The sequence below is a fragment of the Citrobacter sp. wls708 genome (assembly GCF_005281255.1).
Classification (GTDB): Bacteria; Pseudomonadota; Gammaproteobacteria; order Enterobacterales; family Enterobacteriaceae; genus Citrobacter; species Citrobacter werkmanii.
Map to the genome: position 1 here is coordinate 234206 of NZ_SZXE01000008.1, position 15567 is coordinate 249772.

Consider the following 15567-nt stretch of genomic DNA (forward strand, 5'->3'; position numbering starts at 1 on the left):
AGGATGAAATGCAGCATCTTAAAAACCTGAAAATTTACACGCCGGATGATGAATACAGCCTGTTTCTGATGAAAGAGCATAGCGCCGAATTTTTTATTTCTGAGGACGGTCGTGACTGGTATGAATCTCAGGCCAGCTTTTCACCCGATACGCTGAAAGTGGCCTATGACGAAGCCGGTATTATTCGCAGTATCAGCCAGGATGTTTCAAGCATTTACCCACGTGACCTGAGCGTTGTTGAATTTCCGGCAACTAAAGCTAACCTGCGCGTCACGTTGGGGGACTACTGGTTTTATAAAGACGGTAAATTGCAGCAAATTCGCGACTATCTGGCGGACGCTGAAACGGAACGTAACAGTCGTATGGCTGATGTGACAGCGCGTATTGACTGGCTGGAGGATGCACAAAAGGATAGTGATATTTCAGCCGATGAAGAAAAAGAACTTACGGAATTACGTGCTTATCGTACTGCGTTACGTCGTCTGGATCTGAGTGCTGCCCCAAAAATTAACTGGCCTGATGCTCCGGCATGATAAAAGCGGGTGAAAACCCGCTGTCTTTTCTCTGGTCGGTTGTGCCAGACATTATCCAACCCTGACAAATAGCCCCCTGTAAACGTACACCCGACAATATCACTCACCCCAACTAACGGAGTTAAACGGATGAGTGATTATCATCACGGTGTCGAGGTCGTCGAAATTAACGACGGCACCCGCACAATCTCGACGGTATCCACAGCGGTTGTTGGCATGGTCTGCACGGCCAGCGATGCTGACGCCGGGGCATTTCCGCTCAATGAGCCGGTGCTGATTACCAACCCACAAAGCGCCATCGCAAAAGCCGGTACTAAAGGTACCCTTAAAAAATCCTTACAGCTCATCGCTAACCAGTCAAAACCGGTTGTTGTTGTCGTGCGTGTCGCAGAGGGTACCGGCGACGACGAAGAGGCACAGGCACAAACCATTTCTAACATCATCGGCACCACGGATGAGAACGGCAAATACACCGGGCTGAAAGCGCTGTTAACGGCGAAAGCGGTCACCGGCGTGAAGCCCCGTATTCTCGGTGTGCCGGGTCTCGATACTCAGGAGGTGGCGACCGCGCTTGTCTCCGTGGCTCAGAAACTGCGCGCTTTCGCCTATGTCAGCGCGTGGGGCTGTAAAACCATTTCTGACGTCATTGCCTATCGTGAGAATTTCAGCGCGCGCGAACTCATGATTATCTGGCCTGAGTTCCTCGGATGGGATACCACGGCCAGCGCCACAACGACCAGCTACGCGACCGCCATCGCGCTGGGTCTGCGCGCCAAAATTGACAATGACACCGGCTGGCACAAAACCCTGTCAAACGTCGGAGTCAATGAGGTCACCGGTATCAGCGCGTCCGTCTTCTGGGATTTGCAGGAAAAAGGCACCGATGCCGACCTGCTGAATGAGGCCGGTGTTACCACGCTGATTCGTTCTGATGGCTTCCGCTTCTGGGGTAACCGTAATTGCTCTGATGACCCGCTGTTTCAGTTTGAGAACTACACCCGCACGGCACAGGTCATCGCCGACACAATGGCCGAGGGGCATATGTGGGCGAACGATAAGCCCATTACCGCAACACTGATTCGCGACATTATCGACGGCATCAACGCGAAATTCCGCGAGCTGAAAAGCGGCGGTTACATCATCGATGCGACGTGCTGGTTTGACGAAGAGGCCAACAGCAAAGAATCCCTGAAAGCCGGGAAACTGTTTATCGATTATGACTATACGCCCGTGCCACCACTCGAGCACCTGACCTTACGCCAGCGCATCACCGATAAATATCTGGCGAATCTTATCTCGTCCGTCAACAGCAAATAAGGAGCCTGACAAATGGCATTACCGCGCAAGCTCAAACTCATGAACCTGTTTATCGACGGGGTGAGTTATCTCGGCGTCGTGCAGTCCGTCACGTTGCCAAAATTAACCCGCAAGCTCGAGAAGTATCGCGGCGGCGGGATGAATGGCTCAGCCTCGGTTGACCTTGGCCTCGATGACGATGCACTGTCGGCTGAAATCTCGCTCGGCGGTTTTCCTGATGATGCTGTCTGGTCGTTATATGCCGCCACCGGTACGGCCTCCGTGCCGCTACGTTTTGCAGGGTCTTACCAGCGTGATGACACCGGCGAGACCGTGCCGGTTGAGGTTGTTCTTCGTGGCCGTCAGAAAGAAATCGACCTCGGCGAAGCCAAGCAGGGCGAGGACACTGAGTCGAAAATCTCGCTCGAGTGCTCGTACTACAAGCTGACCCTCAACGGTAAAGATATGGTCGAAATTGACACCGTGAACCTCGTCGAAATGGTGAACGGTACCGACATGCTCGAGGCACACCGACAGAATATCGGCCTGTAATTATTGTTCCGGTCAGCATGGCTGGCCGGGCATCCTGAAACCTGAATTTAACGAGAAATATCATGGAAAAAACTAACGAAAATATCGTCACTCTGATTAAACCCATCAAGCGCGGTGAACAGGTTATTACCGACATCACCCTGTTAAAGCCGTGTGCCGGAACCCTTCGCGGCGTTAGCCTGGCATCAGTCGCAAATTCTGACGTCGATGCGCTGATTAAAGTGCTGCCACGCATGACCATGCCGTCGCTGACCGAGCAGGAAGCCGCCGCGCTGGAGCTGCCCGACCTGCTGTCGTTTGCCGGTAAGGTGGTCGGTTTTTTGTCACCGAGTTCGGGGGCGTAACCTTCCCGAAAAAACTCTCGGTCGATGACCTGATGGCTGACATAGCGGTCATTTTCCACTGGTCGCCATCAGACCTTTATCCCATGAGCCTGACCGAGCTCGTCAACTGGCGCGAAAAAGCGCTACAGCGAAGCGGAAACACGAATGAGTAATAACCTCAAACTCGAAGTGCTGCTGAAAGCTGTCGACCAGGCGACCCGACCCTTTAAAGCGATCCAGACGGCGAGTAAATCGCTGTCTGGTGATATCCGCATGACTCAGCAATCCCTGCGTGATTTGAATGGTCAGGCATCGAAAATCGACGGTTTTCGTAAAACCAGCGGGCAACTGGCGGTAACCGGTCAGTCGCTGGAAAAAGCAAAACAGGAAGCTGAAGCGCTGGCGGTACAGTTTAAAAACACGGAGCGGCCAACAGCGGCACAGGCCAGAGTGCTGGAGTCAGCGAAACGCGCGGCTGATGGGTTACAGACGAAATATAACAGCCTCACGCAGTCAGTTAAGCGGCAACAGGCCGAGCTCGGTAAAGCGGGGATAAATACCCGCAACCTGACGAATGATGAAAACCGCCTGAAAAATAATATCAGCGAAACAACCGCACAGCTTAACCGCCAGCGTGAAGCACTGGCGCGCGTCAGCGCGCAACAGGCGAAACTGAGTGCAGTACAAAAACGCTATCAGGCAGGGAAGGCTCTGGCAGGGAATGCCGCCTCGATGGGCGCTGCCGGAGTAGGTATGGCAACAACAGGTACTCTCGCCGGTGTTGCACTAATGAAGCCCGGTTATGATTTTGCTCAGAAAAACTCTGAGCTTCAGGCTGTTCTCGGCGTCGAAAAAGATTCAGCTGATATGGTGGCGCTCCGCAAACAGGCGCGTCAACTCGGTGATAACACAGCCGCGTCGGCTGATGATGCTGCCGGTGCTCAGATTATTATTGCAAAAGCCGGTGGTGATACCGCTGCTATTCAGGCGGCTACGCCAGTGACGCTTGATATGGCGCTCGCAAACCGTCGAACGATGGAAGAGAACGCCGGGTTATTGATGGGGATGCGCTCTGCATTCCAGCTCTCAAACGATAAGGTCGCCCATATCGGTGATGTTCTGTCGATGACGATGAACAAAACCGCCGCCGACTTTGACGGCCTGAGTGATGCGCTGACCTATGCCGCGCCGGTGGCGAAAAATGCCGGGGTCAGTATCGAAGAAACAGCCGCAATGGTCGGCGCACTGCATGACGCCAAAATTACAGGCTCGATGGCGGGTACGGGGAGCCGCGCTGTGTTAAGTCGCCTACAGGCTCCTACGGGAAAAGCGTATGACGCTATTAAAGAGCTCGGCGTAAAAACGGCTGATGGTAAGGGGAACACGCGCCCAATATTTACCATCCTGAAAGAAATGCAGCGGAGCTTTGAGAAAAATAATCTCGGTACCGGTCAGCGCGCTGAATACATGAAAACCATATTCGGTGAAGAGGCAAGCTCAGCTGCTGCTGTATTAATGACTGCAGCCTCAAGCGGTAAGCTGGACCAGCTTACCGCCACGCTTAAAGCATCTGACGGTAAAACGGCTGAGCTCGTCAAGGTCATGCAGGACAACCTCGGCGGCGACTTTAAAGAGTTCCAGTCAGCTTATGAGGCGGTCGGAACAGACCTGTTTGACCAGCAAGAGTCATCCTTGCGTAAGCTGGTACAAACGGCGACCGGGTATGTTTTAAAACTTGATGGCTGGATACAAAAAAATAAATCACTGGCGACGACGCTTGGGGTTATTTCAGCGGCGGCTATCGGTGTTGTGGGGGTTGTAGGGGCAATCGGTCTTGTTGCGTGGCCGGTTATTATCGGTATTAACGCCATCATCGCTGCTGCTGGCGTACTTGGTGCTGTCTTTACGACAATCAGTGGCGGGGTTGTCGCCGCAATCGGTGCTATTACGTGGCCGGTCGTGGCCGTTGCGGCGGCGGTTGTCGCTGGCGCGCTGCTGATTCGCAAATACTGGGAGCCTGTCAGCGCCTTTTTCGGTGGTGTTATCGAGGGGCTGATGAGCGCCTTTGCGCCGGTCGGGGAAATGTTCGCGCCGCTGGCACCCGTCTTTGACGGCCTCGGGGAGAAACTTCGCGGCGTCTGGCAGTGGTTTAAAGACCTGATAGCGCCGGTAAAAGCGACTCAGGACACGCTGAACAGTTGCCGTAACGTTGGTGTCATGTTCGGTCAGGCGCTGGCTGATGCGCTGCTGATGCCGCTTAACGCCTTTAACAAGCTGCGAAGCGGGATTGACTGGGTGCTCGAAAAGCTCGGGGTTATCAACAAAGAATCCAGCTCGCTTGACCAGACCGCGGCGAAAGCTAGTGCGACGACGCAGAACGGCTATAGCCCGGCTATCAGCTCTTACAACAGCTATCAGCCAGTCACGGCACCCGCCGGTAAAACCTACATCGACCAGAGTCGGTCAACCTATCAAATCAACGTGCCGGGCAACGGTATGCCGGGCGGTCGGTTAGGTAATGATTTGCAGGATGCTTTAGAAAAATATGAGCGTGAGAAACGCGCCAAAGCCCGCGCAAGCATGATGCATGACTAAGGAGACCGATTATGATGCTGGCATTAGGTATGTTTGTTTTTATGCGTCAGACGTTGCCCTATCAGAGCATGCAGCGCAGCGCGGATTATAGCTGGGCGTCAAACTCCCGCATCGGGAAGCGTGACGCTTTTCAGTATCTCGGTGAAGGGGAGGACAAAATCACCCTGAGCGGTGACCTTTATCCTGAGCTGACCGGCGGCAAGTTTTCGATGCTGACGCTTTATGCGATGGCCGAGCAGGGGCGAGCATGGCCGCTTATTTCAGGCTCAGGCTGGATTTACGGGATGTTTATTGTCAGCAATGTCTCGGAGATCGGCACGGTATTTTTTGAGGACGGGTCGCCACGAAAAATCAGCTTCACTCTGTCACTGACCCGTGTCGATGAATCGCTCGCGGCGGTCTATGGCGATATCGGAAAACAGGCCGAGAGTCTGGTCGGTAAAGCGGGCGATCTGCTGTCTAAGGTGGGGGCTTAATCATGCTGGATATTATCACCGGCGCGGGGGGCACACTGACGCCCGATTTTATGCTGACACTGGAAAGCAAAGATATCACCGGCAATATCAGCGACCGGCTGATTAATCTCTCGATGACGGATAACCGGGGCTTTGAAGCTGACCAGCTCGATATTGAACTCGATGATTCTGACGGGCTTGTCGCGCTGCCGATTCGCGGCGCGGTGCTGTCACTGTATCTCGGCTGGAAAGGCTTCGCGCTCGTTGGTAAGGGGCGATTTACCGTCGATGAGGTGGAGCACCGGGGGGCACCGGATACGGTGACCATTCGCGCCCGTAGCGCTGATTTTCGCGGAACGCTCAATTCACGCCGCGAGGAATCATGGCACGACACCACACTCGGCGTTATCGTCAGCGCGATAGCCGTCCGGAATAAATTAACGGCCAGTGTCGCGGATTCTCTTGCCGGGATAAAAATTCCGCATATCGACCAGTCGCAGGAATCCGACGCTGTTTTCCTGACTCGCCTCGCGGAACGCAACGGCGGCGCGGTATCGGTCAAGGCGGGTAAATTGCTGATGCTCAAAGCGGGAAGTGGTACGACGGCCAGCGGAAAAGCTATCCCTCAGATTACTATCCAGCGCAGTGACGGCGACCGACATCAGTTTGCTATTGCTGACCGTGGTGCTTACACGGGCGTAACGGCTAAATGGCTGCACACCAAAGACCCAAAACCGGCGAAGCAAAAGCAAGCGGTGAAGCTGAAGCGCAAGCCAAAAGAGCAACACCTCCGGGCGCTACAGCACCCGAAAGCAAAAGTCGTGAGCAGTAAAACCGCAGCGAAAAAGAAGAAAGAGCAGGAAGCCCGCGAGGGTGAATATATGGCCGGTGAGGCTGACAACGTTTTCGCACTGACGACCATTTACGCGACAAAGGCGCAAGCGATGCGCGCGGCTCAGGCGAAGTGGGATAAATTACAGCGTAGCGTTGCGGAGTTCTCAATCACGCTGGCAACTGGTCGGGAAGATATTTATCCCGAAATGCCGGTCAGGGTCTCGGGCTTTAAGAGTGTCATCGATGACCAGTCGTGGATAATCAGTAAGGTGACCCATAATCTAGGCGGGAATGGCTTCACGACGACTGTAGAGCTCGAGGTCATGCTTTCTGACATAGAATATGAGTCGGAAGAAAATGGTTCTCAAATGGTGAATAACTGAGTATTATTAATTCACTTTTTGTGAATGTGTGGAGGTGGCATGTTCCATTGTCCAAAATGCCAGCATGCAGCGCATGCTCGTACCAGTCGCTATCTTAGCGAGAATACTAAAGAGCGTTATCATCAATGTACGAATATTAATTGCAGTTGCACATTCGTAACGATGGAGTCTGTAGAACGTTTTATCGTTACACCGGGAACAATAATTCCGGCGCCACCTCACCCGTCGGTGAGTGGTCAGCGGCCATTGTGGCTCTGATTAGTTTTCTCTAAAGACCCGCCGCGCGCGGGTTTTTTTATGTGCTCATGAAAGTGGTGGTAAAAAATCCACCGCCATTTCATCGCCACTCGAAAACAAGATAACAAAAAAGCCACTCGCTAGAGTGGCTTAATTATATGATTATAAAGCTAAAATTTGGTGGCCCCTGCTGGACTTGAACCAGCGACCAAGCGATTATGAGTCGCCTGCTCTAACCACTGAGCTAAGGGGCCGTGGCGGTGGATTATAAAGTAACTCCGCGTCGCAATCCAGACATAAGCGTACGGATGCTGATTTTATAAACAATGTATTATCAGTCCGTTATACTGTTACTCTGATGTATTGTTCGGAGTAATTATGGTTAAGGACATACTGGCACCAGGGCTGCGGGTGGTGTTTTGCGGCATCAATCCGGGGCTATCTTCCGCAGGTACAGGGTTCCCCTTTGCGCATCCCGCTAATCGCTTCTGGAAGGTCATCCATCAGGCGGGATTTACCGATCGCCAACTGAAGCCAGAAGAGGCGCAACACCTGCTGGATTTTCGCTGTGGCGTGACAAAATTTGTCGACAGGCCAACGGTACAGGCTAATGAAGTGAAGCTACAGGAGATGCGTAGCGGTGGCCGGAAGCTTATTGAAAAGATTGATGACTATCAGCCCGCCGCGCTGGCGATTCTTGGCAAGCAGGCGTTCGAGCAAGGCTTCAGTCAGCGCGGAGCGCAGTGGGGAAAGCAGACGCTGACCATTGGCGCGACCCAGATTTGGGTATTGCCAAATCCCAGCGGATTGAGCCGGATTACACTGGATAAGCTGGTGGAGGCGTATCGTGAGCTGGATGACGCGCTGGTCATGCGCGGGATGTAAATAAAAACGCCACCTTGCGGTGGCGTTTGAACTTATACGGCGAGATTAATCGTCGAGGAAGCTACGCAGCACTTCAGAACGGCTCGGGTGGCGCAGTTTACGCAGCGCCTTCGCTTCGATCTGACGGATACGTTCGCGGGTAACGTCGAACTGTTTACCTACTTCTTCCAGCGTGTGGTCGGTGTTCATATCGATACCGAAACGCATACGCAGAACTTTCGCTTCACGAGCGGTCAGGCCAGCCAGAACGTCGTGCGTTGCGGCACGCAGGCTCTCGGTAGTGGCAGAGTCCAGCGGCAGCTCGAGGGTGGTGTCCTCGATGAAATCACCCAGATGCGAATCTTCATCGTCGCCGATCGGCGTTTCCATGGAGATAGGCTCTTTGGCGATCTTCAGCACTTTACGGATCTTGTCTTCCGGCATCAGCATGCGTTCAGCCAGCTCTTCCGGCGTCGGCTCACGGCCCATCTCTTGCAGCATCTGACGGGAAATACGGTTGAGCTTGTTAATGGTCTCAATCATATGCACCGGAATACGGATGGTGCGCGCCTGATCCGCGATAGAGCGGGTAATTGCCTGACGGATCCACCAGGTTGCGTAGGTGGAGAACTTGTAACCACGACGGTATTCAAACTTATCAACCGCTTTCATCAGACCGATGTTGCCTTCCTGAATCAGATCCAGGAACTGCAGACCACGGTTGGTGTATTTCTTGGCGATAGAGATAACCAGACGTAAGTTCGCTTCAACCATCTCTTTTTTCGCACGACGGGCTTTCGCCTCACCGATGGACATGCGACGGTTGATATCTTTAACCTGCTCGATGGTCAGGCCGGTTTCTTCTTCAATCTGCTGCAGTTTCTGCAGGCCGCGGTGAACGTCATCTGCCACGTCGTGCAGTTTTTCAGACCACGGTTTGTTCATCGCGATTGCTGCGTTGAACCACGTTTCGCTGGTTTCATTGCCAGTGAACAGAGTGATGAAGTTTTTCTTCGGCATTTTGCACTGCTCAACGCAGAGCTTCATGATCAGACGTTCCTGAGTACGCACGCGGTCCATCATGACGCGCATGCTGTTTACCAGGTAGTCGAACTGCTTCGGCACCAGGCGGAACTGTTTGAACACTTCAGACAGCTTCTGAATTTCTTCCTGTGCGGCAGCATGGCTGCGGCCTTTGGCCTTGATCGTGTCGCGGGTGATTTCGTACTGGGTACGCAGCTCAGCGAATTTTTCACGCGCTAATTCAGGGTCGATGCTGTTGTCGTCATCGCTGCTGTCGTCGTCATCTTCTTCATCTTCGTCTTCATCTTCATCCATCTCTTCTTGAGAGAGTTCAGAACCGACGTGGGTCGCCGTTGGCGCCATGTCTTCTTCCGCGTTAGGATCGACAAAGCCGGTGATGAGATCGGACAGACGCGCTTCTTCAGCTTCTACGCGATCGTATTGCTCAAGCAGATAGGTGATGGCTTCCGGGTATTCAGCAACGGAGCATTGAACCTGGTTAATCCCGTCTTCGATGCGCTTAGCGATGTCGATTTCGCCTTCACGGGTTAACAGTTCAACGGTACCCATTTCACGCATGTACATGCGGACCGGGTCAGTTGTACGGCCGATTTCGGACTCAACGCTGGACAGAACCTGGGCAGCCGCTTCTTCCGCGTCTTCATCGGTGCTGTTGGAGGTTTCAGCAAGCAGCAGATCATCGGCATCAGGTGCTTCTTCCATCACCTGAATACCCATGTCATTGATCATTTGGATGATGTCTTCGATTTGATCTGAATCGACGATATCTTCCGGCAGATGGTCATTGACCTCGGCATAGGTCAGATAGCCTTGCTCCTTACCACGTTGGACAAGAAGCTTCAGCTGTGACTGCGGGTTTTGCTCCATAAGACGGTATCCACACTTAATTCGTTTGATTGGTGTTGGGCGGTAAAACCGCCAACGGCAAAACGAGGGCATACTTATATTTTGCCGCTGCCTCTCCGTGCGGCTGTCGGGGGCTTCCCGATCGATATTCGGCAGTTAAGCCGTTAAATACTTCATCTTTCACGTTGTCTCTGCGTTAGCTGCGTTCTCTCTTCCTGGTCATGTACTGATGTACACTCCCTGGCGTTCGTTCACTTGCTGCCTTGATACAACGCGAATGATTTTGTCTTTGTTTTGTCTTTCTCTTATTTCTTGGCCAGTTCCTGGTTCAGCGTCCAGAGTTCCCGGCGTTCTTCGCTGCTTAAACCGTGTGTGCGCTCACGAGCTATCAACTCTTCCTGGCGCAGTTCAAGCATCGAATCAAACATATGGTTGAGTGAGTCGGTGAAGGTTTTTTCTGCGATATCTTTATCTGCTATATCGTCCCACATCGACAGTTTTTCAAGGGTTGCAGCATCATTTGTGCCACGATAGTGCTCTAAAAGTTGGCCGGTGGTCAGGCCTGGCTGAGCCAGACAAGTGTTGACCAGTTCTCTGAATAAGCCAAGCCCAGGCAGCTTATTGCTGTCCAGCGCGCCTAACGGCGGAACCAGCGGAGCAAGGTCCGGGTTTTGCACCAGCAACCCTATAAGTATACGCATGGTCGTACGTTTTAGCTGTCGAACAGGGCGGGAAGCGCCATTTTCTGCCAGTTTTGGCATTAAACGTTCAAGCTGGCTGTCATCCAGAATGCCGAGCTTGTTTCCCAACTCCTGTCGCAGATAAATGCGCAACGTTTCGCCCGGCACCTGAGTGATCAGTGGCAGCGCCAGCGTGCTGAGCTGCGCGCGTCCGTCCGGGGTACTCAAATCTACCTGTGGCAACAGGCTATTAAATAAAAACGCGGAGAGCGGCAACGCCTGCTCCATCCGGGCTTCGAAAGCCTCTTTCCCTTCTTTACGCACTAACGTATCGGGATCTTCGCCATCAGGTAAAAACATAAAGCGTAGCTGGCGGCCGTCTGTCATATAAGGCAGTGCGGTTTCCAGCGCGCGCCATGCTGCGTCGCGTCCGGCACGGTCGCCGTCGTAGCAGCAAATCACGTTGTTCGTCGCGCGAAACAACAGTTGGATGTGATCGGCGGTAGTTGACGTCCCAAGGGATGCCACGGCGTAGTTAATGCCGTATTGCGCCAGCGCCACCACATCCATATAACCTTCCACCACTAACAGGCGCTGTGGATCGGCGTTATCCTGCTGGGCTTCATAAAGGCCATACAGCTGGCGACCTTTATGGAAAATATCGGTTTCCGGGGAGTTCAGATACTTCGGCAGGGCATCGCCCAGCACGCGTCCGCCAAAACCAATGACCCGACCACGTTTGTCGCGGATGGGGAACATCACCCGTTCGCGAAAACGATCGTAACTGCGTCCCTGATCGTTGGTGACCAACATCCCCGCATCGACCAACGATTTGCGATTCTCAGCATTGCCGCCAAACCGTTTCAGGACGTTATCCCAGCCGGGGGGGGCAAAACCAATAGCAAAACGGGTGATAACGTCGCTACTTAATCCTCGCTTTTCCAGGTACTGGCGCGCAGGGGTAGCGGCGGGCTGCATCAAAGACTGTTGATAAAAAGTGTTCAGGCCGTCCATCAATTGATAAAGGCTTTGCCGTTGATGGCGCTCTATCTGACTGGGGCCACTGCCTGCTTCATAGGGCACTTCAAGGTTGTGCATTGCGGCCAGTTCTTCGACGGTTTCCACAAACTCGAGCTTGTCGTAGTTCATGAGAAAGTCGACGGCGTTGCCATGCGCGCCACACCCAAAGCAGTGATAAAACTGTTTTTCACCGTTTACGGTGAAAGAGGGGGTTTTTTCGTTATGGAACGGACAGCACGCGTGATAATTTTTGCCCTGCTTTTTCAGCTTTACCCGCGCGTCGATGAGATCGACGATGTCGGTTCTTGCCAGCAGGTCATTAATAAATACACGTGGAATTCGTCCAGCCATATGCCCCGTTTATTTTGTTATGACTCACATACACAAAATCATTCAGGATGCATCAAGGCGGCAAGGGAGCGAATCCTCAGGAGCGTACATCAGTACGTGACTGGGGTGAACGACTGCAGCCAACGCAGAGGCAGCTTGAATGATGACGTGTATAAACGAAAATAAGCCGCGCATTCCTTCCGGAAGCACGGCCTTACAACTACAACTCAGTCTGAATTGAGAGCTTTAGCTCTCAATGAATTAGTACAGACGAGTACGGCGTGCGTTTTCGCGAGCCAGTTTCTTCGCGTGACGTTTCACAGCAGAAGCTTTAGCGCGCTTACGTTCGGTAGTCGGTTTTTCATAGAACTCACGACGACGAACTTCCGCCAGAACACCTGCTTTTTCGCATGAACGCTTGAAGCGACGCAGTGCTACGTCGAACGGCTCGTTTTCACGTACTTTAATTACCGGCATGTAACTCTCACCTTTAATAAATTCGGTTTGCCGCTGGCATCAACGCCAGCTTATTTCAAAATGGTGCGGAATTTTACTGCAATTGCTGCTGCTTTGTAAAGCACCCACGCGATTTTGAAAGGGACTTTTATAAGGACAAGGAGTATACACGAGGCATGCGCCTGGGGCGAACAAAGTTTTACATCAACCCGCATTGGTCCTACACTGCGCGGTAATAGAGCGAGGTAAAACAAGTCATGCGTGTACTGGGTATTGAAACATCCTGCGATGAAACCGGCATCGCCATTTACGACGATGAAAAAGGTCTTTTAGCCAACCAATTGTATAGTCAGGTGAAATTACACGCTGACTACGGCGGCGTAGTGCCAGAACTGGCCTCGCGCGATCACGTACGTAAAACCGTACCGCTGATTCAGGCCGCGCTGAAAGAAGCGGGGCTCACGGCAAAAGAGATCGATGCGGTGGCGTACACCGCAGGTCCTGGTCTGGTTGGCGCGCTGCTGGTCGGCGCAACCGTAGGACGTTCGCTGGCGTTCGCCTGGGGCGTGCCGGCAATTCCTGTGCACCACATGGAAGGGCATTTGCTGGCGCCGATGCTGGAAGAGAATCCTCCTGCTTTTCCGTTCGTCGCGCTGCTGGTTTCCGGTGGGCACACGCAACTGATTAGCGTCACTGGTATCGGTCAGTATGAATTACTGGGTGAATCGATTGATGACGCGGCAGGTGAAGCGTTCGACAAAACCGCCAAGCTGCTGGGGCTGGATTATCCTGGCGGCCCAATGCTGTCTAAGCTGGCGTCACAGGGTGTGGAAAAACGCTTTGTCTTCCCGCGTCCGATGACCGACCGTCCGGGGCTGGATTTCAGCTTCTCCGGCCTGAAAACCTTCGCCGCGAATACGATTCGTAATAACGAAAATGACGATCAAACGCGTGCAGATATCGCCCGTGCCTTTGAAGATGCGGTGGTTGATACGCTGATGATCAAGTGCAAACGCGCGCTGGATCAAACCGGTTTTAAACGTCTGGTGATGGCGGGGGGCGTGAGCGCTAACCGCACGCTGCGCGCAAAACTGGCCGAAATGATGCAAAAACGCCGCGGCGAAGTGTTCTATGCGCGCCCGGAATTTTGTACCGACAACGGGGCGATGATCGCCTACGCGGGGATGGTGCGTTTTAAAGCGGGCGCAACGGCGGATCTTGGCGTGACCGTGCGTCCACGCTGGCCGCTGGCGGAATTACCGGCGGCGTGAGTTTTTTGCCCGGTGGGGCTTTGCTTATCGGGCCAACAAAACCGTAGGCCGGGTCAGGCGAAGCCGCCACCCGGCGATAAACCACGCTACACCCGCAACATTCCTTTCTCTTCCAGAAACGCAATAATCGTCGCCAGACCGTCGCCCGCCTTCAGGTTAGTAAACGTCCACGGACGCTCGCCGCGCATGCGCAGGGTATCGCGTTCCATCACCTCCAGCGAAGCGCCTACGTAAGGGGCCAGATCGGTTTTGTTGATCACCAGAAAATCGGATTTGGTGATCCCCGGCCCGCCTTTACGCGGGATCTTCTCGCCTTCGGCAACGTCGATCACGTAGATTGTCAGATCCGCTAATTCCGGGCTGAAGGTAGCGCTCAGGTTATCGCCGCCGCTTTCCACAAAAATCAGATCCAGGTTGCCGAATTTCTCGCTCAGCGCTTCGACCGCGGCCAGATTCATCGACGCATCTTCGCGGATGGCGGTATGCGGACAGCCGCCAGTTTCCACACCAACGATCCTGTCCGGTTCCAGGGCGCCTGCTTCGGTGAGAATGCGCTGATCTTCTTTGGTGTAGATATCGTTAGTCACAACCGCCAGTTGATAGCTGCTGCGCATGGCTTTGCATAACGCTTCCAGCAGCGCCGTTTTGCCGGAGCCAACCGGGCCGCCAACGCCCACGCGCAGGGGATGCTTGTAATCACTCATTTTTTCTCCTCAGGAACGGAATAAGCGGGAATATTGGGTTTCATGCCGGGCAGATGCGATGGCGGCTAACGGCGTTGCGGATCCGAGGCTGGCGTCAGGACACGCCAGCGCTTGTGCCAGACCTTGCGCGTAACGATCGCCAAGCGAAATAATCAACCGCTGCGCCGCCTGCTGGCCAAAGGGAACCAGTTTGACACCTGCCATCACTGCGCTCTCAATCCAGCTGTAGCCGAGGCTTAATGCCAGATTCGTCAGGGGGATTTTCCAGCGTACGCCCAGCCAGGCCATGCCGCACAGCTGGCTGTCGGCAAAGAGCGTGCGCCATTCCCGGGAACAGTCTGGTTCCCAGTCGGTGACCAGCCGCGTAAAGGCGATGCTCCGGCTGCGTTCTTCATCCCGCAGTTCGCGGGTTTCCCGACAGGCCAGCAGGTAAGCGGTCCAGCGACGCGCGGCGGTGAGATCGTCCTGCTCACAGGCGCGATACAATCTCGCCAGCAGCGGTAAGTCGACGGTAAAAAAGTTGTGCTCCATCTGCTGAATTTGCCAGTCAGAGAAGTCATCGACGCTTTTCACCCAGCCGATTTCCACCGCCCACTCCAGACCCTGAGACCAGGTAAACGATCCCACCGGGAGACTGCTGCTGGCGAGCTGCATCAGGCGCAGCTGTTGGGTGCTATGCATCAGTGCGCATGGCCGTGATGATGCCCGTGTGACTCGCTGGCATAGGCACCCGCTTCCGGCTCAAACGGCAACTGGGCAAACGCCACCTCGAGGTTGAACTGGCGCAGCATATCGTCCAGCACATGATCGTGGTGGTAGCGCAGCTCATCGGGCAGGATCTGCAACGGTACGTGGCGATTACCAAGGTGGTAACAGGCTTTGGCGAGCAAAAAAGGGTCGGCGCAGCGCACGACGGAAACCGACTCCGGCGCGGCGATCACTTCGATCACCTCGCGGCCATCGTCGGTAGTCAGCAGATCGCCGCCGCGTAACAGTAAACCGCGCGGTAGCATTAATCCGGCTTCGCGGCCATCGCTCAGCGCTACTCTGGCGCGGCTTTTTACCCGAACATCAATGGGTAGCGTGACGCTTGCGGTGACGCGGTGGGCGTGGTCAAGGCGTTGGGTCAGGTAGATCATCCTCA

At 53.9% G+C, this 15567-nt stretch carries 17 protein-coding genes and 1 tRNA gene; 11 read left to right on the forward strand and 7 right to left on the reverse strand.

Annotation, left to right across the window (positions count from 1 at the left end; all coding sequences use genetic code 11):
- The first annotated feature begins 8 nt into the window (after positions 1–8).
- The 9 genes from FDW97_RS03815 (at position 9) to FDW97_RS03855 (ending at position 7229) form a co-directional block, all read left to right on the forward strand.
- Positions 9–533, forward strand: a complete 525-nt coding sequence (locus FDW97_RS03815; RefSeq protein WP_137350667.1) for a tail fiber assembly protein — start codon at positions 9–11, stop codon at positions 531–533.
- Between the two features lie 129 nt (positions 534–662).
- A complete protein-coding gene (locus tag FDW97_RS03820) occupies positions 663–1850 on the forward strand; it encodes a phage tail sheath protein (protein WP_023223222.1) in 1188 nt (395 codons plus the stop codon).
- A 12-nt stretch (positions 1851–1862) separates the two neighbouring features.
- A complete protein-coding gene (locus FDW97_RS03825) occupies positions 1863–2381 on the forward strand; it encodes a phage major tail tube protein (protein ID WP_023223221.1) in 519 nt (172 codons plus the stop codon).
- Between the two features lie 62 nt (positions 2382–2443).
- A complete protein-coding gene (locus FDW97_RS03830; RefSeq protein ID WP_137350668.1) occupies positions 2444–2725 on the forward strand; it encodes a phage tail assembly protein in 282 nt (93 codons plus the stop codon).
- A 32-nt stretch (positions 2726–2757) separates the two neighbouring features.
- A complete protein-coding gene (locus FDW97_RS03835) occupies positions 2758–2877 on the forward strand; it encodes a GpE family phage tail protein (protein WP_000763326.1) in 120 nt (39 codons plus the stop codon).
- A complete protein-coding gene (locus FDW97_RS03840) occupies positions 2870–5299 on the forward strand; it encodes a phage tail tape measure protein (protein WP_137350669.1) in 2430 nt (809 codons plus the stop codon). Before FDW97_RS03835 ends, FDW97_RS03840 begins: the two co-directional genes overlap by 8 nt.
- Before the next feature lie 11 nt (positions 5300–5310).
- Positions 5311–5775: a phage tail protein gene (locus FDW97_RS03845; protein WP_137350670.1), complete on the forward strand. Its 465-nt coding sequence runs from the start codon at positions 5311–5313 to the stop codon at positions 5773–5775.
- A gap of 2 nt (positions 5776–5777) precedes the next feature.
- Positions 5778–6971: a phage late control D family protein gene (locus tag FDW97_RS03850; RefSeq protein ID WP_137350671.1), complete on the forward strand. Its 1194-nt coding sequence runs from the start codon at positions 5778–5780 to the stop codon at positions 6969–6971.
- A gap of 39 nt (positions 6972–7010) precedes the next feature.
- Positions 7011–7229, forward strand: coding sequence for a DNA-binding transcriptional regulator (locus FDW97_RS03855; protein ID WP_023223216.1), 219 nt, complete (start codon positions 7011–7013; stop codon positions 7227–7229).
- Between the two features lie 157 nt (positions 7230–7386).
- Here FDW97_RS03855 and FDW97_RS03860 read toward each other — a convergent pair.
- A tRNA-Ile gene (locus tag FDW97_RS03860) sits at positions 7387–7462 on the reverse strand.
- Positions 7463–7586: 124 nt separating this feature from the next.
- On the opposite strand from FDW97_RS03860, the gene mug reads away from it, so the two are divergent.
- Positions 7587–8093, forward strand: coding sequence for a G/U mismatch-specific DNA glycosylase (gene mug / locus FDW97_RS03865; RefSeq protein ID WP_069324359.1), 507 nt, complete (start codon positions 7587–7589; stop codon positions 8091–8093).
- A 45-nt stretch (positions 8094–8138) separates the two neighbouring features.
- Here the strand turns inward: mug and rpoD are convergent, their stop codons facing one another.
- The 3 genes from rpoD to rpsU all read right to left on the reverse strand — a co-directional run bounded on the left by rpoD (position 8139) and on the right by rpsU (position 12469).
- A complete protein-coding gene (gene rpoD / locus FDW97_RS03870) occupies positions 8139–9983 on the reverse strand; it encodes an RNA polymerase sigma factor RpoD (RefSeq protein WP_038634001.1) in 1845 nt (614 codons plus the stop codon).
- 284 nt (positions 9984–10267) lie between these two features.
- On the reverse strand, positions 10268–12013 hold the full coding sequence (dnaG, locus tag FDW97_RS03875) for a DNA primase (protein WP_137350672.1): 1746 nt from the start codon (positions 12011–12013) through the stop codon (positions 10268–10270).
- 240 nt (positions 12014–12253) lie between these two features.
- Positions 12254–12469, reverse strand: a complete 216-nt coding sequence (gene rpsU, locus FDW97_RS03880; RefSeq protein ID WP_001144069.1) for a 30S ribosomal protein S21 — start codon at positions 12467–12469, stop codon at positions 12254–12256.
- Positions 12470–12705: 236 nt separating this feature from the next.
- Here rpsU and tsaD point away from each other — a divergent pair, with 236 nt between their 5' ends.
- Positions 12706–13719 carry a tRNA (adenosine(37)-N6)-threonylcarbamoyltransferase complex transferase subunit TsaD gene (gene tsaD, locus FDW97_RS03885; protein WP_038633989.1) on the forward strand — a complete coding sequence of 338 codons (1014 nt, stop codon included), beginning with the start codon at positions 12706–12708 and terminating at the stop codon, positions 13717–13719.
- A gap of 86 nt (positions 13720–13805) precedes the next feature.
- On the opposite strand, the gene ureG is transcribed toward tsaD, so the two are convergent.
- Genes ureG through ureE form a run of 3 tightly spaced genes read right to left on the reverse strand, consistent with a single transcriptional unit; the run spans position 13806 to position 15562 of the window.
- Entirely contained in the window at positions 13806–14423 is a 618-nt protein-coding gene (gene ureG, locus FDW97_RS03890; protein ID WP_038633986.1) for an urease accessory protein UreG, read from the reverse strand.
- 9 nt (positions 14424–14432) lie between these two features.
- Entirely contained in the window at positions 14433–15104 is a 672-nt protein-coding gene (locus FDW97_RS03895; protein ID WP_137350673.1) for an urease accessory protein UreF, read from the reverse strand.
- Positions 15104–15562, reverse strand: coding sequence for an urease accessory protein UreE (gene ureE / locus FDW97_RS03900; RefSeq protein ID WP_042311069.1), 459 nt, complete (start codon positions 15560–15562; stop codon positions 15104–15106). The genes FDW97_RS03895 and ureE overlap by 1 nt, the downstream gene beginning before the upstream one ends.
- Between the last annotated feature and the right edge of the window lie 5 nt (positions 15563–15567).

Bases quoted from the DNA above. Each gene is read 5' to 3' on its own strand.
- FDW97_RS03815 (WP_137350667.1), top strand. From the start codon at position 9: ATGCAGCATCTTAAAAACCTGAAAATTTACACGCCGGATGATGAATAC.
- FDW97_RS03820 (WP_023223222.1), top strand. From the start codon at position 663: ATGAGTGATTATCATCACGGTGTCGAGGTCGTCGAAATTAACGACGGC.
- FDW97_RS03825 (WP_023223221.1), top strand. From the start codon at position 1,863: ATGGCATTACCGCGCAAGCTCAAACTCATGAACCTGTTTATCGACGGG.
- FDW97_RS03830 (WP_137350668.1), top strand. From the start codon at position 2,444: ATGGAAAAAACTAACGAAAATATCGTCACTCTGATTAAACCCATCAAG.
- FDW97_RS03835 (WP_000763326.1), top strand. From the start codon at position 2,758: ATGGCTGACATAGCGGTCATTTTCCACTGGTCGCCATCAGACCTTTAT.
- FDW97_RS03840 (WP_137350669.1), top strand. From the start codon at position 2,870: ATGAGTAATAACCTCAAACTCGAAGTGCTGCTGAAAGCTGTCGACCAG.
- FDW97_RS03845 (WP_137350670.1), top strand. From the start codon at position 5,311: ATGATGCTGGCATTAGGTATGTTTGTTTTTATGCGTCAGACGTTGCCC.
- FDW97_RS03850 (WP_137350671.1), top strand. From the start codon at position 5,778: ATGCTGGATATTATCACCGGCGCGGGGGGCACACTGACGCCCGATTTT.
- FDW97_RS03855 (WP_023223216.1), top strand. From the start codon at position 7,011: ATGTTCCATTGTCCAAAATGCCAGCATGCAGCGCATGCTCGTACCAGT.
- mug (WP_069324359.1), top strand. From the start codon at position 7,587: ATGGTTAAGGACATACTGGCACCAGGGCTGCGGGTGGTGTTTTGCGGC.
- rpoD (WP_038634001.1), bottom strand. From the start codon at position 9,983: ATGGAGCAAAACCCGCAGTCACAGCTGAAGCTTCTTGTCCAACGTGGT.
- dnaG (WP_137350672.1), bottom strand. From the start codon at position 12,013: ATGGCTGGACGAATTCCACGTGTATTTATTAATGACCTGCTGGCAAGA.
- rpsU (WP_001144069.1), bottom strand. From the start codon at position 12,469: ATGCCGGTAATTAAAGTACGTGAAAACGAGCCGTTCGACGTAGCACTG.
- tsaD (WP_038633989.1), top strand. From the start codon at position 12,706: ATGCGTGTACTGGGTATTGAAACATCCTGCGATGAAACCGGCATCGCC.
- ureG (WP_038633986.1), bottom strand. From the start codon at position 14,423: ATGAGTGATTACAAGCATCCCCTGCGCGTGGGCGTTGGCGGCCCGGTT.
- FDW97_RS03895 (WP_137350673.1), bottom strand. From the start codon at position 15,104: ATGCATAGCACCCAACAGCTGCGCCTGATGCAGCTCGCCAGCAGCAGT.
- ureE (WP_042311069.1), bottom strand. From the start codon at position 15,562: ATGATCTACCTGACCCAACGCCTTGACCACGCCCACCGCGTCACCGCA.